The sequence below is a fragment of the Arthrobacter sp. MDB1-55 genome, assembly GCF_059092925.1.
Genome location: NZ_JBNHID010000002.1, coordinates 615,447 through 638,343, shown reverse-complemented (window position 1 = coordinate 638,343; position 22,897 = coordinate 615,447). Strand labels below are relative to the sequence as shown.

The 22,897-nt window shown below is 62.7% G+C and carries 20 protein-coding genes; 11 read left to right on the top strand and 9 right to left on the bottom strand.

All coding sequences use genetic code 11. The annotated features are described in order from the left end of the window. Window positions 1-257: 257 nt before the first annotated feature. Together AC5RU3_RS10305 and AC5RU3_RS10300 are read left to right on the top strand one after the other, a co-directional pair. Entirely contained in the window at window positions 258-959 is a 702-nt protein-coding gene (locus AC5RU3_RS10305; RefSeq protein WP_493965447.1) for a class I SAM-dependent methyltransferase, read from the top strand. 222 nt (window positions 960-1,181) lie between these two features. Next, window positions 1,182-1,589, top strand: coding sequence for a PDDEXK nuclease domain-containing protein (locus AC5RU3_RS10300; protein ID WP_493965446.1), 408 nt, complete (start codon window positions 1,182-1,184; stop codon window positions 1,587-1,589). Between the two features lie 511 nt (window positions 1,590-2,100). On the opposite strand, the gene AC5RU3_RS10295 is transcribed toward AC5RU3_RS10300, so the two are convergent. After that, entirely contained in the window at window positions 2,101-2,415 is a 315-nt protein-coding gene (locus AC5RU3_RS10295) for a hypothetical protein (RefSeq protein ID WP_493965445.1), read from the bottom strand. A gap of 1,027 nt (window positions 2,416-3,442) precedes the next feature. Next, complete coding sequence (locus tag AC5RU3_RS10290; RefSeq protein WP_493965444.1) at window positions 3,443-3,961, bottom strand: hypothetical protein; 519 nt, start codon at window positions 3,959-3,961, stop codon at window positions 3,443-3,445. Window positions 3,962-4,183: 222 nt separating this feature from the next. Between AC5RU3_RS10290 and AC5RU3_RS10285 the strand changes: the two genes are divergently transcribed. Then, window positions 4,184-5,068 carry a hypothetical protein gene (locus AC5RU3_RS10285; protein ID WP_309072291.1) on the top strand — a complete coding sequence of 295 codons (885 nt, stop codon included), beginning with the start codon at window positions 4,184-4,186 and terminating at the stop codon, window positions 5,066-5,068. Between the two features lie 125 nt (window positions 5,069-5,193). Next, on the top strand, window positions 5,194-5,352 hold the full coding sequence (locus AC5RU3_RS10280) for a hypothetical protein (protein WP_309072292.1): 159 nt from the start codon (window positions 5,194-5,196) through the stop codon (window positions 5,350-5,352). A gap of 50 nt (window positions 5,353-5,402) precedes the next feature. On the opposite strand, the gene AC5RU3_RS10275 is transcribed toward AC5RU3_RS10280, so the two are convergent. Further along, window positions 5,403-6,962, bottom strand: a complete 1,560-nt coding sequence (locus AC5RU3_RS10275) for an alkaline phosphatase D family protein (protein WP_309123978.1) — start codon at window positions 6,960-6,962, stop codon at window positions 5,403-5,405. A gap of 181 nt (window positions 6,963-7,143) precedes the next feature. Here AC5RU3_RS10275 and AC5RU3_RS10270 point away from each other — a divergent pair, with 181 nt between their 5' ends. Then, a complete protein-coding gene (locus AC5RU3_RS10270) occupies window positions 7,144-8,376 on the top strand; it encodes a saccharopine dehydrogenase family protein (protein WP_493965443.1) in 1,233 nt (410 codons plus the stop codon). Between the two features lie 132 nt (window positions 8,377-8,508). On the opposite strand, the gene AC5RU3_RS10265 is transcribed toward AC5RU3_RS10270, so the two are convergent. Beyond that, entirely contained in the window at window positions 8,509-10,752 is a 2,244-nt protein-coding gene (locus AC5RU3_RS10265) for a rhamnogalacturonan lyase (protein ID WP_458115989.1), read from the bottom strand. A 244-nt stretch (window positions 10,753-10,996) separates the two neighbouring features. On the opposite strand from AC5RU3_RS10265, the gene AC5RU3_RS10260 reads away from it, so the two are divergent. After that, a complete protein-coding gene (locus AC5RU3_RS10260) occupies window positions 10,997-11,227 on the top strand; it encodes a hypothetical protein (RefSeq protein WP_309072296.1) in 231 nt (76 codons plus the stop codon). Between the two features lie 96 nt (window positions 11,228-11,323). Here the strand turns inward: AC5RU3_RS10260 and xdhC are convergent, their stop codons facing one another. From xdhC to AC5RU3_RS10245, 3 genes are read right to left on the bottom strand one after another with little or no spacing between them, the layout of a single operon-like run. Beyond that, entirely contained in the window at window positions 11,324-12,130 is an 807-nt protein-coding gene (gene xdhC / locus AC5RU3_RS10255; protein ID WP_309072297.1) for a xanthine dehydrogenase accessory protein XdhC, read from the bottom strand. 1 nt (window position 12,131) lies between these two features. Then, window positions 12,132-14,531, bottom strand: coding sequence for a xanthine dehydrogenase molybdopterin binding subunit (gene xdhB, locus AC5RU3_RS10250; protein WP_493965442.1), 2,400 nt, complete (start codon window positions 14,529-14,531; stop codon window positions 12,132-12,134). Continuing rightward, window positions 14,528-16,024, bottom strand: coding sequence for a xanthine dehydrogenase small subunit (locus AC5RU3_RS10245; protein WP_493965619.1), 1,497 nt, complete (start codon window positions 16,022-16,024; stop codon window positions 14,528-14,530). Before AC5RU3_RS10245 ends, xdhB begins: the two co-directional genes overlap by 4 nt. Before the next feature lie 203 nt (window positions 16,025-16,227). Here AC5RU3_RS10245 and AC5RU3_RS10240 point away from each other — a divergent pair, with 203 nt between their 5' ends. From AC5RU3_RS10240 to AC5RU3_RS10220, 5 genes are all read left to right on the top strand, one after another. Continuing rightward, on the top strand, window positions 16,228-16,809 hold the full coding sequence (locus tag AC5RU3_RS10240; RefSeq protein ID WP_493965441.1) for a GNAT family N-acetyltransferase: 582 nt from the start codon (window positions 16,228-16,230) through the stop codon (window positions 16,807-16,809). Between the two features lie 55 nt (window positions 16,810-16,864). Then, window positions 16,865-17,434 (top strand): DapH/DapD/GlmU-related protein, encoded by a 570-nt coding sequence (locus tag AC5RU3_RS10235; RefSeq protein ID WP_493965440.1) that lies wholly within the window; start codon window positions 16,865-16,867, stop codon window positions 17,432-17,434. A 102-nt stretch (window positions 17,435-17,536) separates the two neighbouring features. After that, a complete protein-coding gene (locus AC5RU3_RS10230; protein ID WP_493965439.1) occupies window positions 17,537-18,610 on the top strand; it encodes an alkene reductase in 1,074 nt (357 codons plus the stop codon). Window positions 18,611-18,739: 129 nt separating this feature from the next. Next, complete coding sequence (locus tag AC5RU3_RS10225) at window positions 18,740-20,395, top strand: FAD-dependent oxidoreductase (RefSeq protein WP_493965438.1); 1,656 nt, start codon at window positions 18,740-18,742, stop codon at window positions 20,393-20,395. Continuing rightward, the gene (locus AC5RU3_RS10220; protein WP_493965437.1) at window positions 20,395-21,780 is read left to right on the top strand and encodes an ATP-binding protein; all 1,386 of its coding nucleotides are present in this window, start codon (window positions 20,395-20,397) and stop codon (window positions 21,778-21,780) included. The genes AC5RU3_RS10225 and AC5RU3_RS10220 overlap by 1 nt, the downstream gene beginning before the upstream one ends. A gap of 18 nt (window positions 21,781-21,798) precedes the next feature. Here AC5RU3_RS10220 and AC5RU3_RS10215 read toward each other — a convergent pair whose 3' ends face one another. Beyond that, the gene (locus tag AC5RU3_RS10215; protein ID WP_493965436.1) at window positions 21,799-22,014 is read right to left on the bottom strand and encodes an AsnC family protein; all 216 of its coding nucleotides are present in this window, start codon (window positions 22,012-22,014) and stop codon (window positions 21,799-21,801) included. 66 nt (window positions 22,015-22,080) lie between these two features. Next, window positions 22,081-22,893: a bifunctional allantoicase/(S)-ureidoglycine aminohydrolase gene (locus AC5RU3_RS10210; protein ID WP_458115996.1), complete on the bottom strand. Its 813-nt coding sequence runs from the start codon at window positions 22,891-22,893 to the stop codon at window positions 22,081-22,083. Between the last annotated feature and the right edge of the window lie 4 nt (window positions 22,894-22,897).

The window sequence follows — 22,897 nt, the reverse complement described above, 5'->3', positions numbered from 1 at the left end:
CTAGTCCGCCACGCAACGATCCTGAATGAACTCCTGTCTGCAGAGAACTAATACGGCGCTGCAGACAAGCACAACGACGCATGATCACGTGAGCCGGAAGTCCTCGCCTGGAAAGACGGGAAACCGGCCCTAACGCATCGTGAAACTTGCTGGTACTGCGTGGTGCGTATGGGTGCACTCAAGCGCAACACATTCAGCGGTCGATGGCCGGATGCAAACTGGTGCGGCTGACGAGTACCCGTGAGATGCTGACACTCATGTCGTCTCCCAGTTGGTACCCGAACGAAGTGCCTCTTGCCGGTCGTGAAAACCTGGACCTAGAGCATGTCGCCCGATACGACGGAAAGATGGACTCGGACGCTGCAGCTGAAGTCGTCTTGTTGAAGACCTGGGGTCTAACGGAACGTTCGACGCTCATTGAGTTCGGAGCCGGCACAGGGCAATTCACCGTTGAGGCTGCACGGAACTGCTCCCAGGTGACCGCGGTGGACGTCTCACCCCCAATGCTTGAGTACCTCCAGAAGAAACTGAGGAATCACGGCCTGACGAACGTGAACCTGGTCAACGCAGGATTTCTGAGCTACACCCACCCTGTCGGCGCGTTGGATTTCGTCTACTCGCGCTACGCGCTGCACCACCTTCCGGATTTCTGGAAAGCTATCGCACTGCAACGGATGCGGACAGTGATGCTCTCCGGTGGAATCTGCCGCTTATGGGATGTCGTCTACGACTTCGAACCGTCGGAGGCCACCGAGCGCATTGAGGCGTGGTGCTCTCAAGGAGGAGACAACGTGGACGGAGAATGGAGCCGGGATGAGTTCGAAGAACACATCCGCGACGAACACTCCACTTTCCGATGGCTCCTCGAACCCATGATCCATCGTGCTGGTTTCGACATCGTCGAAGCCCAATACGTGTCAGAGACCTTCGACGCAAAGTACATCCTGCGCGCGATCTGAGACTCGTTGCAGAGTGGCATTACCCGCCCCGGCTGCCCTCAGAGCCGTTCCAATTTCGTACTTAGATTGTGACTAGCGCGCCCCTGCTTATCACGGGCCCTCCTATGAAGGTGCCAGAAACGGTCGTTTTTGCCTATGCCGAAGCGCGAGGCTCCATGGTCAAGCCCCGAGGCTTCACCCTTGAGTGGCATGATCAAATTCGTTTCCACTTAGACTCAGTCGGTGAACGGGGAAGTTCCAGCCCGAATACGCGGGAAACTGAACTTCTACGTTGCCCTGGTCGATGATCAGCTCAAACGACCCGCACATAACGACACGGTGGGGATCCTGATCTGCGGCAGCAAAAATGAACACACCGTTCGGTACGCACTCGGCCGTTCGGACTCCCCCAAGGCTGTCTCCACCTACACCTATGAATCCCTACCGCGCCGGCGGAACAAAACGCCCTGCCCGGCGCCGAGGAACTCTCGGCAGCCTTCGACCAGATCGACCCACCAGCCGATAAGGGCAAGTGACGTTCGCTCACATAACTCACCGGTATCCGCCGTCGCAATAAGGGCCGCTCACCGTACCGATCAATACCACCATCGGGCGGGTCAATCGCTCGCTGCAGTGCGAGCACCGGTGTAGGGCTTCACTGACTAAGCAGACGTTGCGGTGGAGCGTTCGGCTTCCGCAGCTCTAAACAACCCCTTCTCGCCGGTGGTCTGGCAGTGACGTCCCACCAACACCTACGAAGAAAGAGAGGTGTGTGGCATGATCCTGAGCATGAGTGACAGCGCACCGAAACTACACGCCGTTGATGACCCTTTGAGGGTTCCATTCTGGATCGTGCTTTCAGGTGTTGGTGTGGGCGCAGCGTGGGCCCTGATCGGGGTACTTGTTGGGGTGCGGGTGGCGCGACGGCGATCATGCCGTTGACGGCGCTCTGAGGAGGTGCCCAACCTCAATTGCTGGGGAGACGCCTCACGAGACCATCGCATCGCACGCGGGTGATTGGTATCAGAACGGCATCTGGCAGCCTCGTCGTTCCACCAACCCATAGTGATTTTCCTTTTCCTTGGGCCAGTCGGTCGTCAGCCATATCTAAGAACCCCTCGGGGGGTGAACGATATGCCGGGCGATGGATGCCGGGATCGCGCTATGAAGCATCACGCGCATCGTTCAGCATCACCAGAAGCGCAGGAAGTCCCAATAACAGGGCGGGAATGAGGAGAAGCAATCCGTACACGTTCAACAGCAGCAGCGAACTTACTACTGCTACGGCCAGAACGCAGGCGACCGTCAAGGTCAGTCGCAGGCCTCCCCTTGGGAGGGACAGGCAGGTGATGCCCATAATCAAGGTCGCCAGGGCGATGAGGAGGACGACGGCGGCAACGATGCGGGTGTCCGTGAAAGATTCAAAGGCGTCCGCGAATACTAAGCCCGAGCAGAAGAGCATCCAGACACCCAGCACGATAGAGAGGATACCGGCGGTGATTCGTCCTCCCGAGGCTAGCGGTAGCGGTCTGGGCGGTGCTGCCTTGTCATATCGCATGCCTGGCGCAGGCTGTTGTGCAGTCAGTCCGTCAGCTGGGTACTGCGGTTGTGGTTCAGACATTGGCGGATCAGTGTTCTCGCCCAGTTTGTCCCCCAATTTTGTAGTATTCCAATCGCGGCCATCTTAACCCGGCATTCTCCGCCCGGTCAGGGTTCGGCTTACGCAGCAGGGAACAACCGGCTTACGGGCGGTGCTAAGTGGATTAGTAGGACCGCAGAAGCTCGCCCAGAACTAGCCGAGACCGATCGCGCCTGGATGACCGCATCGAAGGCAACGGACTTCGAGCGAAGTGTGCAACTCCAATTAGACGAATATTGTGGGGTTATACGCTTGTGCAGGTGGCGCCGCCGGATTTGCCGGACCTACTTTTCGGAACCGCCCTGGTTGCTGACGAAGCAAATTTTGGAAGTTGGCAATTCATGAGAAGCGGTCCTCGGCGTCCTTGGAAGGGCGCGTTGATCTTCAGCTGGCTGGTGTTGTTGGCGTCAATTTCAGTGATGGTGTTTGTGCCGAGGGAGCAGGTACCGCTAGAGGTTGCAGTCCTGATTGCCGGATTGCTGGCAGGGGCCGTGTTGGTGCGTTTTGGTGTGTCCCGGCGGTGGATGAGTTCTGTCGTGCTCGTGTCGTTCATCGCGGTGTGGTTTGCATTGGATACAGCCGGATACGCCTGGTTCGGAGGTTTTCTTGCAGGAGCATCCGCGGGGGTCGCATGGGGGAGGATAGTTCGGAACCGAACAGTAAAAGCCGCGGCATCGTAGAAGGAAAGGTGGCAACAACAATCCACCGGGCCACGCAGCATGCCCCCCGGCCCCAAGGAAGTTTCAGTGTTCAAGATTGACCTGACTGCGAGGGCGACAAGCGGATTCACGACGCCGAGTCCCATACCTCTTCGCGTCCGTAGAGCGATCCATTCGCAGGTACTTGCCGGTGTGAGGTGGAGAGCCTACGAAGCTTGTTGCGTCACTGCGAAAACGTACTCAACGTTGCCGGTCGAGGCGGGATTCCCACTGAGTGTCACGAAGTAGCCAAGCTCTGGGACCGAGATGTCGAAAGACTGCGGCGCGCCACAAGGTAAGTGCGACATTCCCTCCTGGCGGGCTTCCGACGAGTAGGAGAAGGTCAATGCTACGGTTCCACGGCATTGAACATGAACGGTGTAGTCACCGGGTTGTAGGTCGTTGCCTGGCCAGCCGATCGTGTTCAAGGTACTGAAATCGCCGTCGCCTGCCTGAATTATGCTTGCTGAGTCCAACTGCAGGTCAAAGGGCTGCGCCGTAGGCTCGGCCGAATCAACAGCAACTTCCGATCCAGCTGTCGCTGCTTCCGTGGCTCCCGGTGTGCGGCTCGCAGCCTTCTGAGTTTGTTCGCCTACGCCGCAGCCAGTGACCGTTATCAGCGAGAATGCGCATAGCGCCGCGATGGTGGTTACTCGATCGGATGTCACTACCTCATATGTCCCCATCGGATGATCGTAACTGCTACTACCTTCTTACTTTGCGCACCGAACATCGTCCGCTTGAGCCGGTACCCCGAAGGGTGCGGTGAGGGATGTAAGGCCGGCGGACGCTGCTTGTTACCGAATCTATATCGGCGTTACTGAATCGGTACTGCGGTGACGGCTGGCAGATCACACTGGTCCCGAATAATGGACGCTATCCACTTCACGATTCCGGGGGAATTCTCTATGAAATTGCTGTCCAAAATTCAGGCTGGATTGTTGACCGCCCTGACCCTTTCCATCTCTTTGACCGCTCTCCCGGCCCACGCTGAACCGACGCCCCATACAATCACCCCGTCCGTTACTTCCCCGAGCCTCGTGGCATTCGATTCCAGCGGACGGCTGTGGAACTACGACCTCATCGGGGACCGCCGACAGATCGGTACCGGTTGGAATTCCATGCGGGATCTCAAGACCGCAGATTGGAACCAGGACCGCATTCAGGACATCGTCGCGGTCGGCCACAACGGGCACCTTTACCTTTACCTCGGGATACCCACCGGCGGCTTCACCCGCTCGATCATCGGAACCGGCTGGGGTTCATATGACATCGAGGTGGGCCAGTGGAAGCAGACGGATCAGTATCCGTCTATTGTTGCCGTGAATTTGGAGACCGGCCTCCTGTACAACTACCCGAATCTGTCCGGGGCGGGGCTGGCAGCCCGGGTGGTCGAGGGCCGCGGATGGGGGGGATCGCTGGCGCATCACCTGGCTGATTTCGAAACTGATGGCCGAGCCGACATCATCGCCCAGGACTCGATAACGGGAAAGCTGTACCTCTACAAGACGGACGGCAGCGGAAATTTCACCCACGGGCCGATGACGGTCGGTACGGGCTGGAGCGCTATGAATGCAGTCGTGGCGATTTCGGGATATGGAGGGGATCATATGATCTGCAATTGCCCCACCGAATCTGCCCAAACAGGCCTTCTGGCCCGGACCAGCGATGGAATTCTTCACCATTACGGAATGCTCTACGGTAGCTGGCAGACGCGCGATCAGGTCGGTCCGGGCTGGAATGGATACACTATCGCGGGATCCGAAAGTCCCCGACGAATCAGTTTCGAGTGACCGCAACGTCAGCTGATCAACGCCTGGGTCGATTCCACTTTCAGCATCGCGTTCGCCCAGCACAGCTGCCGCAGCGTTCCGGGTGGCACTGCTTGGTGACATAGGACATCACGGTATAGACGGTAATGAATACGGCAGCGATGGCCTTTGGCCACGCAGGCTCCACCAGCTTCTGGAATGCTGTCATCACCCCGGTCGTGGCGATGCCTGCTGCGGCACCACGCACGAGGGATCCGGGCATCGAGGGCACCCCAATCTCCACGATCGAGAAGATGCCCGCTTGAGCCGCTACTTGGTGAGGCCGCCCGTCACCGGTCCGGCAGCATGATTTTGGTTAGAGGGATGGTTCGGCTCCGGGTTTGCCTTCCTCGATGACGAAGCTAGCCCGGGTGCGGACTGGAGCTCCCGGGCGGGTCACATAGTCGACGACGCGGAAGTCCGCGGTCCACTCGGACGGCGTAATGGTATTCCTTACGTACCCGCGTTCGCGGTTGATGAAGCGAATGTGCGGGTTCTCCTCAAGCTGACGGGCATCGCCGGCCGGATTCCCAGTGTCGTCCCCGCCAGAAGTGATGGAGGTTCCGACAAGTTCCGTTCCCACTACTGGGGCTGCCGGGTTGTTGAAATCCGTTCTGATGTCGCATACGTAGTTCATGTGCACATCTCCGGTGACGATGACCGGATTCTTACCGGCTCCCAGTTCGGCGAAGTACGCACTCATTCGATCCCGGGCGACAGGGTAGTTGTCCCAGGAGTCCTCATTGAGGCCCTGCTCGGGGCCGACCTGGAAGTCACGCTGTGAGAAGACAACCTGCTGCGCCAGCGTGTTCCAGCGTGCAGTCGGGCCGGCTAGCGATTTCCGCAGCCAATCTTCCTGCTCATTGCCGAGAATGGTGCGGGCGGGATCGAGCCGCCCGGACTCGGAGCCGGTCTGATCATCACGGTATTGACGGGTGTCGAGCATGTAGAAGTCAACCAGGTCACCGAAGGTACGACGGCGATGCAGGCTAAGCTTCGAGCCTTCCGGGCGCTGGGCCAGCCGAAGCGGCATATTTTCGTAGTACGCCTGAAACGCTTCGGCACGACGGACCAGGAACTGATCGACTGGAGTGTTCGGGTCAGAGTCCTCCCCCGCCCAGTTGTTATCCACCTCGTGATCATCGAAAGTGACCAACCAAGGGAAAGCACCATGTGATGCCTGCAGGTCGGCGTCCGTCTTAACCTGGGCATGCCGGACGCGGTAGTCAGCCAGAGTGGTTGCTTCCTTCGCCGGTGCCCAGCCTCGACCGATCGTGCCCTGACCGCCACCTTCGTAGATGTAGTCCCCGAGGAAAACGACCAGGTCGAGATCCTCCTGCGACATGTGCTTATGAGCTGTGTAAAAGCCCGCGGGATAGTTTTGGCAGCTCGCGAAGGCGAACGAGAACGAGTTCAGCGCAGCACCAGGTGCCGCTGCGGTACGTGTCCGGCCAATCGGACTGAGCGTTTCGCCAGCACGAAAACGGTAGTAGTACTGCCGGTCCGGTCTCAGTCCGCCAACCTCAACGTGGACGGAGTGCCCAAGCTGGGGTTGCGCGTGAGCAGCACCTGCGCGTACCACCTTCCGCATGGAGGGGTCTTCGGAGACTTGCCATGACACCGGAACCTGCATCTCAGGCATCCCGCCGGTGCCGTCTAACCGAAGCGGATCCGGCGCCAATCTCGTCCACAAGACAACACCGTCAGGCAGAGGTTCTCCGGACGCCACTCCCAACGTGAAGGGATTGGCCGAAAATCGCGGTGCCGCCCACACCGGGCTGGGATTAGCGACCGCGGAACCGAAAGCGGCTGCCAGGGCGCTAAACCCAGAGAGCTGTAGGAACTGGCGGCGGGAAGCGGGCGAGCGAACGGGCATCAGGAAGTCTCCTCGACAGAATGGGTATCCGCACAAGGGTCCGAGGCTAAGACGACACTCCGATTAAGTGTGTCTCTCGATCAGGTGAACAAAACCGAAGTATGCGAAAGAACACCACGCCCATAGGAGAGTTACGCACTTCTCCGCCTCGGTCTAGCCGCTGCCGTGGAAGACTGCTGGCATGGAAGCCCCAACGCGCGACCACGACCTCGTCCTCTTCGGTGCGACCGGCTTCGTCGGTGAACTGATCGCCGGATATCTTGCGGGCCACGCTCCGCCGGACCTGCGCATGGGGCTCGCCGGAAGATCGAGAGTGAAGCTCGAGGCCGTACGGTCGAGGCTGCCCGTCGCCGCACACGACTGGGCCCTCATCGAGGCCGACTCGGATCACCCTGACTCGCTCGCTGCGTTGGCCGCAGGTACCAGGGTTCTGTTCACCACGGTGGGTCCCTACGCGAAGTACGGGTTGCCCGTCGTCGAGGCGTGTGCCAGCGCTGGGACGCACTACGGGGACCTGACGGGCGAGGTGTCCTTCGTCCGTGAGGCAATTGACCGTTGCGACACCCTGGCAAGGACTACCGGTGCACGAATCGTCCATGCGTGCGGCTACGACTCCGTCCCGTCGGACCTCGCGGTGCTCCTCCTACACCGCGCCGTGGAGGCCGACGGCGCGGGTGGACTGACCGAGGTGCAGCTCGTCGCCAGGGCGAAGGGTGGCTTCAGCGGCGGCACTATCGAGTCGATGCGTGGGCAACTCGACGGCATGCGGTCGGACCCTGTGCTGCGATCGCTCGCGGGCGATCCCTACTCCCTCAGTCCAGACAGGACGGCGGAGCCCGCGACCTGGCAGCCGGCGGACCTGGCGTGGGTCGGCCGTGCGGAGGACGGCGTGTGGACCGCGCCCTTCGTCATGGCGTCAGTGAACACGCGGATGGTGCGCCGCAGCAATGCCCTGCAAGGTTGGGCCTATGGCCGCTCTCTGCGGTACGGCGAGGTGATGGGTATTGGGCGGGGGTTCGCCGGCGCCGTCACCGCCGGAGCGACGGCACTCGGACTACGGGTGTTCGGAGCCATGCTGGCCCTACCTCTCACGAGGAAGCTACTGGGCCGCTTCCTTCCGTCGCCCGGTGCAGGTCCGAGCGAGGCCGCACGGCGCTCAGGCTGGTTCCGGTCCCAGGTGACTGCTTCCACAGAGAGCGGCCGGCGATACCGGGCCGTCGTAGCCGGGCCCGGCGACCCGGGATATGCCGCCACCGCCGTCATGGCCGGCGAGACAGCGCTCTCGCTTGCCCTCGACGGCGACCGCCTGCCGTCAGCTGCCGGATCCCTAACCCCGGCCACCGCCCTCGGCGACATCCTGATTGAGAGGCTGCGCGCGGCAGGCCATACCTACGAGGTCAGGGCCCTCATCTGACGGACGCCGAATCGGACCACACTCCGCCCCTGGTGGGGCTCAAAAACTAAGCTAGTTGAGACGCGATACGGGAGGTGGAGCGTTAGCCCCACCTCCCGTATCTGCGGTTACCTGACTACTTCTCTTGTCGTGCTACTCGGGCTTGCCGTTGCCTGGTCGCACGGTGATTTCGGCAGTAGCGGTTGTTTCGAGACCGGCGTGGTTGACCGCGGCGACGCTGAGCTCGAAGCTGCCTTTGAGGCCTTCGACGGGGAGCTCGTAGCGGCCGTCCACTCCGGTGACCTCTTGTCCGTTGAAGGTGACGGTGAGTGAGCGGACACCCGACTCAACGTCTTCTGCTCGAACGTCGACGACGAGCCCGCGCTTGGCACCTACTTTGGTGTCCTTGATCTCGGTCACGACTGGTGCTGTCTCGTCGGGTGCCGGGGCGTTCACGTAGGCGATGCTCGGAGCGGGAGGCGTCGTCATTCCCTCACCGAGGAAGAAGCTCGTGTGAGGGGGCTGGTTGTAGGAGGTGTTCTGCCACGCTACGCCCAGCCGATACACCGGATCATGCATCAGGGTGCGGATGCGGTGCTCAGTGACATCGGTGGTGGTGAAGATCTTCAGCGACGAGTGGTCGGCGCTGCGGTAGACGAGTTCCTCGCGCCAGTCGCCGAACAAGTCGGCCTGGAGTGCCGGGTTGCCCTTGGTGCCGTTACCGGTGAGGGTGCCGTCCAGCGTGAGCAGCCGTTCTTCTGTCTTGGTGTCCCAGTTCCACTTCGATATGGTCGGCGTCGCACCGGTGGCAAGTTCGGCCGGGTCGGTGTAGTCGTGATCGGTGATCTCACGCAGCAGGTCCCCGTCCCACCAGGTGAGGAAGTTCGCCGCGGGGATGCTCGTACCGAGGTCCGTGCCATCTGCTGCGCGGAGCGATCCGACCTTCGAGTAGAACTTGTACGTGCCTCCGATTGCCCACGCCTCATTGCCCGCGTGCGTCGGGTCGATGTCGCCTGCCGCGCCGCGGCCGGTGTCACGGGTACCGGGTATCGACCAGAGGATCTCACCCGTAGCCGCGTCGCGCATCGTCGCTGCACGCTGACCGCTGCTGGGCATACTCTCATGCACCGCGAACACTTCGAGTCCGTCACGCGAGGGGATGTGGTCGGTGAGGTGCATCGCGTCACCGTGGCCGAGACGGGTGTTGTAAAGCGGCGTACCGTCATGATCGATGGTCATCGACCCGAAGACGATCTCATCAGCGCCGTCCGCGTCTACATCCGCGATCGAGAGGTTGTGATTGCCCTGTCCTGCGAACTGGTTGCCGGCCTTGGTCGAGTCGAACAACCAGCGCTCTTCGATCTTGCCGTCAACGAGGTCGAACGCGGCGATGTAGGTCTTTGAGTAGTACCCTCGACTGAAGATCATGCTGGGGTTTTCGCCGTCGAGGTAAGCGGTGCCGGCGAGGAAGCGGTCCATCCGGTTGCCGTAGGTGTCACCCCACGATGACAGCGTTCCACGCGCCGGTACGTAGTCGACACTGTCGAGCGCCGCACCGGTCGCGCCCTCGAAGACGGTCAGGTACTCGGGCCCGGTCAGAATGTAGCCGCTTGTGTTGCGATGATCCGCTGCCGCGTCACCGATGACCGTGCCGGCGCCGTCGACCGTGGCGTCTGCGGTCTTCATTGCAACCTCAGCTCGACCGTCACCGTCGTAGTCGAACACCTGGAACTGGGTGTAGTGCGCTCCCGCACGAATGTTGCGGCCGAGGTCAATCTGCCACAGCCGGGTGCCGTCAAGCTTGTAGGCGTCGAGGTACACGTTTCCCGTATAGCCGGAACGCGAGTTGTCTTTCGCGTTCGTCGGATTCCACTTGAGCACGATCTCGTACTCTCCGTCACCGTCAAGATCGCCGACCGACGCATCGTTGGCCTCGTACTCGTAGGCCTCGCCCGTTGGAGTGGTGCCGCCTGCCGGTCGCTGAAGCGGGATGTCGAGGGACTGTTCCCCCCACGGCGTGAACTCGTCCGTGACCGTCACTTCGCGTTGGTCGATCAACGCGGTCACGCGGTAGACCGAGGCTCCGGTTCCCTCCGCATCGAGCAGGTTGGTACTGCCGGTGATCGGAGTTTCAGTGATGCGAACACCGTCGCGGTAGACGTGGAAGCCGATCGAATCGGCGTCGAGGCCGAGCATGCGCCAGCCAACGTAGACTCCGCCCTCGGTTGTCACAGCGACCGGGGCTCGGTCGAGGTATTCCACCTGCCGGATCGGCGTACTCTCGGGCGCCGCAACTGCCGGCATACTTACAAGCGTTGCAGCAGCGACAGCTGCTGCTGCTGCCGCCCCTAATGCTCGTCGTGACCTTCGTGGATGGACGAACGAAACCATAACCATCTCCCTTGATGTCCTGGTGCAGAAGCAAGCCAGTAGCCTTCCGCAACGGGAAAACGTTTTCTTGAACCGTTTCATTTTGCTTCCAGTCCCAATCGGTTGTCAAGAGCAACGGACAAATATGAAGGCCTTCGCTTCAACGCTTCGGCCCCCATTGGCGCCCGGCTCATGCGGACTTTGCAGCACCCCTTCGCGATCTGGAATCGGCTACTCTAGCCGCACCTACTGTTTGTGCTGAGGAGAAATCATGAAGGATTTCGTCGGGCTGGCCGCAAAACTGACTCCGGAGGAAAGGGAGGAAATTCGGTCCGCATCTCCCAACGCTGTTCTGTCCGAGGCAGCTTTGAGGGCTCTGGACCGAGTGGCTGGAGGGGATGCGATGGGGCATGGCTACTACGTGTCTTCGGGAACCGCTGATGCGAACGGAAGCCCCGAATTCGTGCTGCACCCTGAGGCGGCGCGGGAAATCTTCCGCTAACCGCCGAACCTGCCAGTACCACGCACTGAGGAATACGTGGGCGCCTTCTGATGGAACACCCCTGCCGCGGCTGGTCAGCCATTTCTCCTTGAGTACCTACCGACTGGATCCCGAAGAGAGCCGCCGCAACAGGTCCGCCGCCGCACTCACCGCGATGACCGCCGGCGCCTTCCCGCCAACGTCCGGCAACCCGATCGGGCACTGAATGCGCGCAATCTCCGCCTCGGCGTACCCCTCTGCGGCAAGCTTCCCCCGAAACCGCGACCACTTCGCCTTCGACCCAATCAATCCAACACTCCCCAGATCGCTGCGGCGCAGCGCAGCATCACACAACAGGAAATCCTCGGAGTGATCGTGGCTCATGATGAACACATGAGCGCCGGCGGGTAACTCGCCCAAAAACGAGTCCGGCACCGGGGTGTGCACCGCGCGCACCAAAGCAACGCCGGAAGTCACATCCGCCAGCCGCTCGGGCAACAACTGCTCGGCGCGGCTGTCCACCAGGTACAGATTCATCGGCAGCCGCGAGAGTACTCTGCCGAGTTCGTACCCGACATGCCCGACGCCGAACACCGCCACCGTGGGCAGGGACAAGAAGGGCTCAAGCAACACCCGCACTTTCCCTCCACAGCATTGCCGGCCGTGCTGGGTCACTGCGTGCTCGTTCAAGGAGAATTCAACGTTCTCGGCGGCCCCAACCCCACCGGCGATCATCTCCCGCGCCCGGTCGATGACTGTCGCCTCGAGGTTCCCGCCCCCTACAGTTCCCCAGGTGGCGGACGCTCCGACAAGCATCTTCGCCCCAGCTTCCCGCGGCGAATGTCCACGCACCTCCGACACAGTCGCCAGCACACCCGGGAGACCCGAAGACCTCAGGTGCTGCAGCGCCTCCAGCCAGTCCATGTCACTGCGCCGAGCTCGTAGCGGACGTCAGGACGCCCGCGTCGGAGGACGAGGAAGAGGACAAGGACGACGACGGCGCCGACACCCGCTCGATCGCCCAGAACACTGCTTCCGGAGTGGCCGGGCTCGCGAGCTCGACAGCGATATCCCCCGGGCCGAAGGCGGCAACCGCCTCGCGCAGGGCCTCGCGGACGCTGAACGCCAGCATCAACGGCGGCTCACCGACCGCCTTGGAACCGTAAACCACACCACTCTCAGTCGCCCGTTCGAACAGGTGCACGTTGAACTCCTCCGGCATTTCGGAGAAGCTCGGCAGCTTGTACGTGCTGGCGGACTGCGTAGTGATCCGGCCACGGTTCGCGCCGTCGGATGCATCCCAGCGCAGGTCCTCCAGGGTCAGCCACCCGGCTCCCTGGACGAACCCTCCCTCGATCTGCCCGACGTCGATCATCGGCGAGAGGCTGTCGCCGACGTCGTGCACGATGTCCGTACGCAGCTGCCGGTACGCACCGGTGAAGCGGTCCACTTCAACTTCGGTGACCGCGGCGCCGTAGCTGAAGTACTTGAACGGTTCGCCCTGCATCCGAGAGCTATCCCAGTGCAGGCCTTCCGTCCGGTAGTACCCCGCTGCCCAGAGCGAGACCCGCTGGAAGTACGCGTCGCGGGCCAACTCGGCGAAGGTGAGCGTGGAATCGTGGAAGCCGATGCCGGTGACCTTACCGTCATCGAACCGGACGTCGTCGGGGTGGATATTCAGCTTGCGGGCGGCCACTTCGGCCAGTCGTGAGCTGATCTGCTCGCAGGCGTTCTTGATCGCGCCGCCATTGAGGTCCGCACCGGAGCTCGCCGCGGTGGCCGAGGTGTTGGGAACCTTGTCCGTCCGCGTCGGCGCCAGCCGCACGGAGGACAGCGGGATACCAAGAGCCGTGGCCGCGACCTGCCGCATCTTGGTGTGCAGTCCCTGGCCCATCTCGGTGCCGCCGTGGTTGATGAGCACCGAGCCGTCCTTGTAGACGTGCACGAGCGCACCGGCCTGGTTGAACGCGGTCAGGTTAAAGGAGATGCCGAACTTGACCGGCGTCATGCCGATCGCCCGCTTGGTGTTCGGGTGCGAGGCGTTGAACTCCGCGACCTCCTGCCGGCGCCGGGCGATGTCGGATCGGTCCTCCAGCGACTGCCAGACTGCCTGGAGCCGCTCGGCGTGGCGCACCGGCTGCCCGTACGGTGTGCTCTGCCCGGGCTCGTAGAAATTACGACGGCGGAGCTCGCTTGGATCGAGCCCCAACAGCGGTGCGCACCGGCCCATCAGGTCCTCGATGATGAGCATGCCCTGTGGCCCGCCGAAGCCGCGGAATGCCGTCTGCGACGTCTTGTTGGTCTTGGCGATCCGACCGTGCACCTCAATGTTCGGGATGAAGTACGCATTGTCGATGTGGCACAGTGCCCGGGCGAGGACCGGCTCCGAGAGGTCCAGGCTCCAGCCGCCGTCGCTCGTGAGGGTGGCCTTCAGAGCGAGGAGGCGGCCGTCGTCGTCGAACCCTACGTCCCAGCGCGCGTGGAACGGGTGCCGCTTACCGGACATCGTGATGTCCTGGGTGCGGTTGAGGCGCAACCGGACCGGGCGCCCGGTGAGCGTGGCACCGAGGGCGGCGATGGCCGCGAAGCCGTGCGGCTGCATCTCCTTACCGCCGAACCCGCCGCCCATCCGCAGGCACTGCACCGTGACGTCGTGGTTGGACAGGTTCAGGACGTGCGCCACGATCTCCTGCGTCTCCGACGGATGCTGCGTGCTGCACTGGACGAACACCTGCCCGGTTTCGTCGATGTACGCGAAGGAGGCGTGCGTCTCGAGGTAGAAGTGCTCCTGGCCGCTGAACTCGAATTCGCCGGTGAAGCGATGGGCCGCGTTTTCGAGCGCCTTATCCGGCTCACCGCGTGCAACGGTCGGCCGATTCCCCTGGAAGCTCTCGGCTTCGATGGCTTCCTCAAGAGTGATCAGGGACGGCAGCGGCTCGTAGTCGACCTCGACTGCTTCCGCGCCGAGGCGGGCGGCTTCCAGCGACTCCCCCAACACCCAGCACACAGCATGCCCGTAGAACATGACCTCATTCGGGAAGAGGGGTTCGTCGTGCTTGATGCCGGCGTCGTTGATGCCCGGAACGTCCGACGCCGTCAGCACCCTCACCACACCAGGCACCGCAAGTGCCGGTTCGGTGCGCATGCCGGTGATCCGGGCGTGCGCATGGGGCGCCTGGACCGGCCAGGCATGCAGGGCGTTGGAGCTGCGGACCACGAGGTCGTCGGTGTAGAGCGCTGTTCCGGTCACATGCGCTGCGGCGCTTTCGTGGGATACGGGAACACCGACCACTGGGTTTACGGGACGATCTGCCAGGGACTTCACTGGGCCACCTCCACAGCTGGTGCGTTTTCGGCGTGGAACTTCAGCAGTGCCTGTCTCAGCATCGCCGAACGGTAGAGCGAACTGGCCCGCATGTCATCGATCGGGGTTCCCTCCCCCGCCATCACGACGGCGGCCGCCGCCACTGAGTCGGACGTCCAGGGCTGCCCCACCAGTGCCTCTTCCGTGGCCAGCGCGCGAATAGGCGTGGCCGCCACGCCGCCGAGTCCAATGCGGATGGAGCTTACGACGCCGCCGCTGAGCTGGAGCGCGATGGCCACGGACACGCTGGAGATGTCGTCAAACCGCCGTTTGGCGATCTTGTAGAACGCGGTGCTCTCGGCGAGCGGGAGCGGGATCCGGATGGCGCGGAGCATCTCGTGGGGCTTGCGGACGCTCTGACGGTAGCCGGTGTAGTACTCGGCCAGAGGGACTTCGCGGTCGCCGTCAGTGGAGGAGAGGACAACCCTCGCATCGAGCGCCAGGAAGACCGGCGCGGAATCACCGATGGGTGATCCGGTCGAGAGGTTTCCACCGAATGTTGCGGCATTGCGGATCAGGCGCGAGGCGAACTGCGGGAAGAGATGACCCAGCAGCGGAACCCTTCCATCGAGGGCCCGCTCCACCTCGGACAGTGTCAGGGCGGCACCGATTTCGATGGAGTCGGCGCTAAACGTGAGCGCACGGAGCTCCTCGAGACGGTCGATTGCCAGCACCAGCGGCGGACGTGAGTGGCGGAGATTAACTTCAACACCGAGGTCCGTGGCACCGGCAACCAGCTTCACATCCGAGCCATCCCGGAGTGTCTGCAGTACCTCGTCGAGCGACTGCGGCCGGATGAACTCCGCATCTCCGCTCACGCGGGTATGCCGGGCGGCGGGCGCGGGGCGGTTCTGCCGTTCAAGGAGCGGATCTGCGTCCGAAGGAATGTCGAGCGCGTAGGCCGCGTCGCGGATCGGCCGGTAGCCGGTGCAGCGGCACAGGTTGCCACTGAGTGCGTGCAAGTCGAATCCGTTGGGACCGCACTCGTGATCGGTTGCGTGTTCCTCACCGACGACGGCGGTGCCCGTCTCCTTGTCTTCCTGCGCTGGCGAGCGCTCGGGCCGGTAGTACTCGGCCGCCATCGAGCAGATGAATCCTGGCGTGCAATAGCCACACTGTGAACCGCCGCGGTCCGCCATCTCGCGCTGAACCGGGTGGAGATCCTCGGGAGTGCAGGCGTCAGAGACGTTACCGAGGCCCTCGGCGGTGATGATCTCCTGCCCGTCGAAGGCGAGAGCCGGTGGAAGGCACGCGTTGACCGAGGTCCAGCGGCTGCGGTCTGCTCCATCGGGGCGGGCGACGAGGACCGCGCAGGCGCCGCACTCGCCCTCCGCGCAACCCTCCTTGGAGCCGGTAAGCCCCTCATCCCGCAACCAGTCGAGTAATCGAGTGTGGGGATTTGTTCCGTTACAGTCCCGGACTTTGCCGTTGACGGTTACCTTGATTCCGTCCATCATTCACGCTCCCGTACGAACCGGACCGACGCGCCAACCGAACTTCTGGACATCCCGGGCCGCGTGGAAGGCCTGTGCCAGAGTGTTCGTTACGTAGTTTCGGTGTGATCTAGCGTACACCCATTGCACGGAAATTTGTTTCCACGATGCGGATTCTTATATTTGCCACCCGCGCCGTCCACCGCCGGGAGTAGCGTAATCACGTGAGCATCCAGGTGCTTCCCGCTTCAGCAGCCCGTTTCGACGACGTCGCGACGATGCTGGGGCCCAAAAACCCGTCGTCCTCCGTGTGCTGGTGTCTCAGCCATCGCCTCGACTCGAAGACCAACCGCGCCCTGGTGGGGCCTGCACGAGGCGAGTACGTGCGAGCACTGTGCGATCGGGAGGTCGCGCCCGGTGTGCTCGCCTACGACGACGGCGGCGACGTCGTCGGATGGGCAGCTGCGGCGCCGCGGTCGGAACTGCCGTTCGCACGATCCACGAAGATTCCGCATGTCGACGACCTGCCGGTCTGGTCGGTCTGGTGCATCCGGGTCCGCCCAGGTCATCGAGGGAGGGGGATCGCCCACGCCCTGCTGCATGGCGCCGTGGAGTACGTTCGATCGAATGGAGCACCTGCAGTAGAGGGCTACCCTGTAGACAACAATGGCGAAAAAGTAGACCTCACGATGGCCTACGTGGGTACCCGCTCACTGTTCGAGAAGGCAGGCTTCACCCTCGCCGCTCAGACGCAGGCCGTCTCAGGCGGGTTTCCTCGAGTGGTGATGCGCCTGGACCTTCGATGACACTTGGTACAACGCCTTGCCGCAACCCCCAGAACTACCTCCAAAGGCAATAACTATGGAACTGCATGACCTTCTCAACGCGCTGAACCGCGGCGAAACCATCACCGGAAACTCACCGTTCCATGAGGTCATGCACCGGACCAGTCAGGACGCATTGCGCATCACCGCAGAACTCAACGGGAGCTATCACGAACCGGCGCGCGTACGCGAATTGTTGTCTCAACTGACCGGCAGGCCCATTGCCGATTCGACGACGGTCTTCCCGCCCTTCTATTCCGATTTCGGCAAGAACACCACGCTCGGCGAGCGAGTCTTCATCAACTCGGGGTGCAAATTCCAGGACCAGGGAGGGGTAGTCATCGGCGATGACTGCCTCATCGGACACAACACGGTAATCGCAACCCTGAACCATGACCTCGCGCCCAGCCGGCGGGCGGACATGCACCCGGCTCCCGTCGTCATTGGCCGGAACGTCTGGATCGGATCCAACGCCACCATCCTGCCGGGAGTAACGATCGGTGACAACGCCGTGGTGGCAGCGGCGTCGGTGGTCACCAAAGACGTCCCAGCCGATTCCATCGTCGTGGGTTCGCCCGCTCGAGTGGTGCGCTCGGTTCCGGAGTGAAGCACTCACATCGGGCTGAAGCTGTGATTCCCGTCCCACGCGGAATAGTTGCTCGAGCAACAACGCTGTACGCAGGGAAGCCTCCGCGAAAGGACCTCCCTCATGCTCTTCTCCCCGATCACCCTTGGTGAGCTGAAACTGCCGAACCGCCTCGTAATGGCGCCGCTGACCCGCTGCCGTTCCGGTGAAGACGGCGTTCCCGGCCCCATCGTCGTCGAGCATTACCGCCAGCGCGCCTCGCTTGGCCTGATCGTCAGTGAGGGCACGTACCCAAGCCACGCAGGCCAGGGCTTCCCCGGCCAGCCCGGCCTCGTGACCGACGAGCAAATCAACGGTTGGTCCAAGGTCACCGACGCGGTCCACGCCGAAGGTGGGCGGATCTTTGCCCAGGTGATGCACGCCGGTCGCGTCACCCACGAGGACACCAACGGCGGCCGCACCGTCGTCGGCCCCAGCGCCATCGCGATCGAGGGCATGACCCGCACCTACAAGGGAAAGCAGCCCTACCCCGTCCCCCACGCTCTCACCGAAGACGAGCTCCCGGGCGTCATCGAGGAGTTCGTCCAGGGATCGCTGAATGCGATCAAGGCCGGGTTCGACGGCGTTGAGCTGCACGGCGCCAACGGTTACCTCCTGCATGAGTTCCTTTCCCCCGCCGCCAACCAGCGCGAGGACCAGTACGGCGGCTCCCCTGAGAACCGCGCCCGGTTCGTCATTGAGGTCGTGAAGGCGGTTACCGAGGCTATCGGAGCCGAGCGCGTGGGTATCCGGATCTCGCCGGAGCACAATGTGCAGGGAGCGATCGAGCCTGATCAGGACGACCTCCGCCGCACCTACTCCGCCCTGACCCGAGCGATTTCGCCTCTGGGCCTGGCTTTCCTGAGCGTTCTACACAACGACCCTTCGGGCGAGGTTGTCCGCGAGCTCCGCGAGCAGTTCAACGGTGCATTTTTGCTGAACACAGGGTTCAGCGTCATGACCACCCGCGACGAGGCGATCTCACTGGTCGAGAACGACCTGGCGGACGCCGTCGTCGTCGGCCGTCCGGCCATCGCGAACCCCGACCTGGTGCGCCGCTGGAAGGAAAACCTGCCCGAAAACGAGCCGGACATGGCCACCTTCTACACCAGCGGTGCCGAGGGCTACACGGACTATCCCGTGTACCAGTCCGTCTAGTTCGATCCATGGGTCCGCCGACCGATTCAGCGGACCCATGGACTCGCTGACCCGCTCTGGATAGGCTTTCCGCTAGGTCTCCTGAGCAGATGGGTCGTGCCACATGGCTGTAACCAGGGACATCCGGTCATGACAAAGCCGAACATCCTGACGGTCGACGATGACCCCCAGGTTTCGGCGGCGGTTGCCCGCGACCTTCGTAACAGATATGGGTCGGAATTCAGGATCCTCCGCGCAACCTCCGGTGCCGAGGCCATGGACGTCCTGGCAAAGCTGGCACTGCGGGATCAGGAGATTGCGCTGATCGCAGCGGACCAAAGAATGCCCCAGATGACCGGGATCGAGTTGATGGAGCGCGCGCGGCCGCATGCTCCAGGCGCGAAGCTCCTTCTTCTGACGGCTTACGCGGACACCGACGTCGCAATCAGGGCGATCAACGATATAGGGCTCGATCACTATCTGCTCAAACCCTGGGATCCGCCCGCTGAGCGGCTGTATCCGGTGGTGGACGACTTGCTCGATGACTGGCGCCGGGCTAACCCCGATCACACCTCCGACGTGCGGGTGATCGGTGCCCGCTGGTCGGACCGTAGCCACGAGATCAAGACGTTCCTGGCCCGCAATTATGTGCCCTACCGCTGGCACGACGTCGAAAGGGACCCTGAGGCCGCGCGCCTGCTGGATCTTGCGGGAGCAAGTACAGCCGATATGCCCGTGGTGATCCTGCCGGACGGGTCCGTGCTCTCATCGCCGTCGACCCTTGATCTGGCCTCCGCCCTGGGTCTGCGGACCGTTGCTGAGCGCCCTCTCTACGATGTCTGCATCGTAGGAGGTGGACCCGCCGGTATGGCCGCGGCCGTTTACGCAGCGTCCGAGGGGCTCAGCACCGTCGTCGTCGAGCGCGAGGCACCGGGTGGACAGGCAGGTCAGAGCGCCGCCATCGAGAATTACCTCGGCTTCCCGAAGGGCCTGAGCGGCTCCGATCTGACGCAGCGCGCCATGGCACAGGTGTCACGCTTCGGCGCAGAGGTGATACTCGCGAACGATGTGGTGGGCTTCGAGTCGCGAGGCCCGGTGCGGGCAGTGCTCTTCGGCTCGGGCGCGTTGGAGGCACGGGCCATTATTATCGCCACCGGCGTTTCCTACCGGAGGTTGGAGGCTGAAGGCGTGGATACCTTCAGCGGCCGGGGAATCTACTACGGTGCCAACGCCAGCGAAGCGAACCAGTGCGCGGGCGATGATGTCTACATCGTCGGAGCCGCCAACTCGGCCGGTCAGGCCGCCATCAACTTCTCGCGTTTCGCAAAGCGGGTGATACTCCTCGTGCGGTCAGGCACGCTCGAGACCACCATGTCCCAGTACCTCGTGCAGCGGATCCTCGCAACACCTGTGATCGAGGTCCGCTATCGGAGCGAGGTTGTAGCCGCCCGCGGAGATGGACACCTCGAGTTCCTTGAACTTGCCGACCGGGACACGGGACTGACGGAGGAAGTGGAGGCCAGTTGGCTCTTCATCTTCATTGGTGCATCTCCTCGGACCGACTGGCTGGGCGAGGAGATTGTCCGTGACAAGTTCGGTTTCATCGTCACCGGCCACGACCTGGTGAATTCCGGTAATCCCATACCCTGGCCGCTGACCCGGGCACCATTCGCGTTGGAGACGAGCGTGCCCGGTGTCTTCGCCGCCGGTGATGTCCGGCTTGACTCCATGAAGCGTGTGGCGTCAGCGGTGGGTGAGGGCGCGATGGCTGTTTACCTCGTGCACCGCTACCTGGGAACGATCTGATGCAGGCCAGCGAGCTCCGGGGAATCAGTCTCTTCAAGGGCCTCAGCGATCAACAAATTTCCGATCTCGTGGAAACGGGCACCGAGGTCCGCATTGAACCCGGCGTCATCCTGTGGAACGAAGGTGAGCCTGCAGATTGCTGGTGGGTCCTCGTTGACGGCGCCCTCGAACTGCTTCGCCACGTAGGACGCGAAGACACCGTCGTCGGGAAAATGGACGTGCCTGGACGTTGGGCCGGCGGATTCCGGGCCTGGGATGAAAGCAGCGTCTACCTGGCCACCGGTCGAGGGAGCGAGGCCGGCCGGGTCCTCCGGGTACCAGCCCCCGGATTGCGTGTGCTCTTCGCCGAGTGGTTCCCCTTCGCGGTGCACTTCATCGAGGGGTTGTACGGGACGGTACGCCGGGTCGAATCGACCATCCGGCAGCGCGAAGCGCTGGCAACGCTCGGCACGCTTTCAGCCGGACTCGCCCACGAGATCAACAATCCGGCCGCGGCGGCAACCCGCGCGGTGGAGGCTCTGGAGGATGCCTCGCGGACGATGTTCGCATCCGTGGGCAGCCTCACCCGCACAGGGATAACACCGGCCCAGTTCGCCGCTCTGGAAACCCTCCGTGCCGAAATCACGACGACGGCGGTCGTACCGGATGCGCTGACGCTCGCCGATCAGGAAGACCTCCTGATCGAATGGCTCTCCGACCGGGGGGTGGAACGTGACTGGGTTATCGGGCCGACCCTCGCCGCTGCAGGGGTGGATCTGGAGTGGTGCGAGCGCGCAGAATCCTTGTTGGCAGGACCTTCCCTGGAACCGGCACTGGAATGGGTAGCCGCTGCCCTGTCCATGGAAAAGCTGCTCTCAGAAGTAAGGGAATCCACGCGGCGGGTCTCGGAACTCGTCGCGGCGGTGAAGTCCTACTCGCAGATGGACAGGGGTTCGCGCCAGAATATCGACGTGGTCGAAGGCCTCGAAAGCACGCTGGTCATGCTGGGGCACAAGCTCCGTGATGGTGTGGAGGTTGTGCGCGAGTACAGCGATGACCTCCCCTCTATCGACGCGTACCCCGGCGAATTGAACCAGGTGTGGACCAACCTCATCGACAACGCAGTGGACGCGATGGAAGGGGTCGGGACCTTGCGCGTCGCCACCCTTCGGAACGAAAGCGGCGTGACGGTTGAAATAGGTGACACTGGTCCCGGCCTTGCTCCGTCAGTAGCCAAACGTGCTTTCGAGGCGTTCTATACAACCAAGGACGTCGGCAAAGGGACCGGCCTTGGCCTGGACATTGCCCGACGAATCGTTGTCGAACGGCATGGCGGAACAATCGACGTCGATTCCGAACCGGGCAGGACGGTATTCCGGGTCTGCCTTCCACTCGTCCAGGCTTGACGCTCAACCCCCGCCTGCTTAGCGCTTCCCGTATCTGCGGTGGACGGCCTGCTTGCTGACGCCCAGGCACTGCGCAATTGCTTCCCAGGACAGACCGGCCTGCCGAGCCGACCGAACCAGCGAGGCTTCGGTGCGGGAGACTTCCTTCTGCAGTTCCGCGACGGCATGCAATGCGTCGGCGGGACCTTTCCCATCCATTGACGCCACCAGTGTCTTCATTCGATCCACCTCCATGCGTCAACATTAGTTGACGCATGGAGGGCCGTCAACAAATGTTGACTTGCAAACGGCAACCCGGAATCAGGTCAGCTTGATCTGGCGGTTCACGTCCTTGTACAGGAGGTAGCGGAAGTTCGACGGTCCACCCGCGTAGCAGGCCTGGGGGCAGAAGGCGCGAAGTGACATGTAGTCGCCCTCCTGGACCTCCACCCAGTCCTGGTTCAGCCGGTACACGGCCTTGCCCTCGAGCACATAGAGCCCGTGCTCCATGACGTGCGTTTCAGCGAAGGGAATAACGGCGCCGGGTTCGAAGGTGACGACGTTGACATGCATGTCGTACGCCATGTCATCCGTGGGCAGCATGCGGGTGGTGCGCCACTTGTTCTCCGTCCCGGGCATGGCGCCGGGCTCAATGTCCTGTTCGTTACCGACGCGGGCCTTGGGCGTGTGCCCTGCAAGCGGCTGGTACGCCTTCCGGATCCACTGGAACTTCGCGGGCTCCGGTGCAGAGTTGGATACTTCCCATTCGGCTCCTGGGGGGATGAAAGCAAAACCGCCGGGCGTCAGATCGTGGAGTTCACCCTCGAGCTTGACGGTCAAAGCTCCCTCAAGAAGGAACACGAAGGATTCGACACCGGCTTCGGGCTCGGGGTTGGTCGAGCCGCCGCCCTGTGACACCTCAACGAGGTACTGGGCGAACGTCGTCGCGCCGCCGGCAACCGGCCGGTTCAGGATCCAGGTGCGGGTTCCGGTCCATTCGGGGAGTTCGCTGACCACAATGTCGCGAAGAACCCCGCGCGGGATCACGGTGTAGGCCTCGGTGACGACGGCGCGTCCTGTCAGCAGGTCCGTCTGCGGCGGCAGGACGGATTCGGGTGCGAAGTAATTGCTCAAAGTT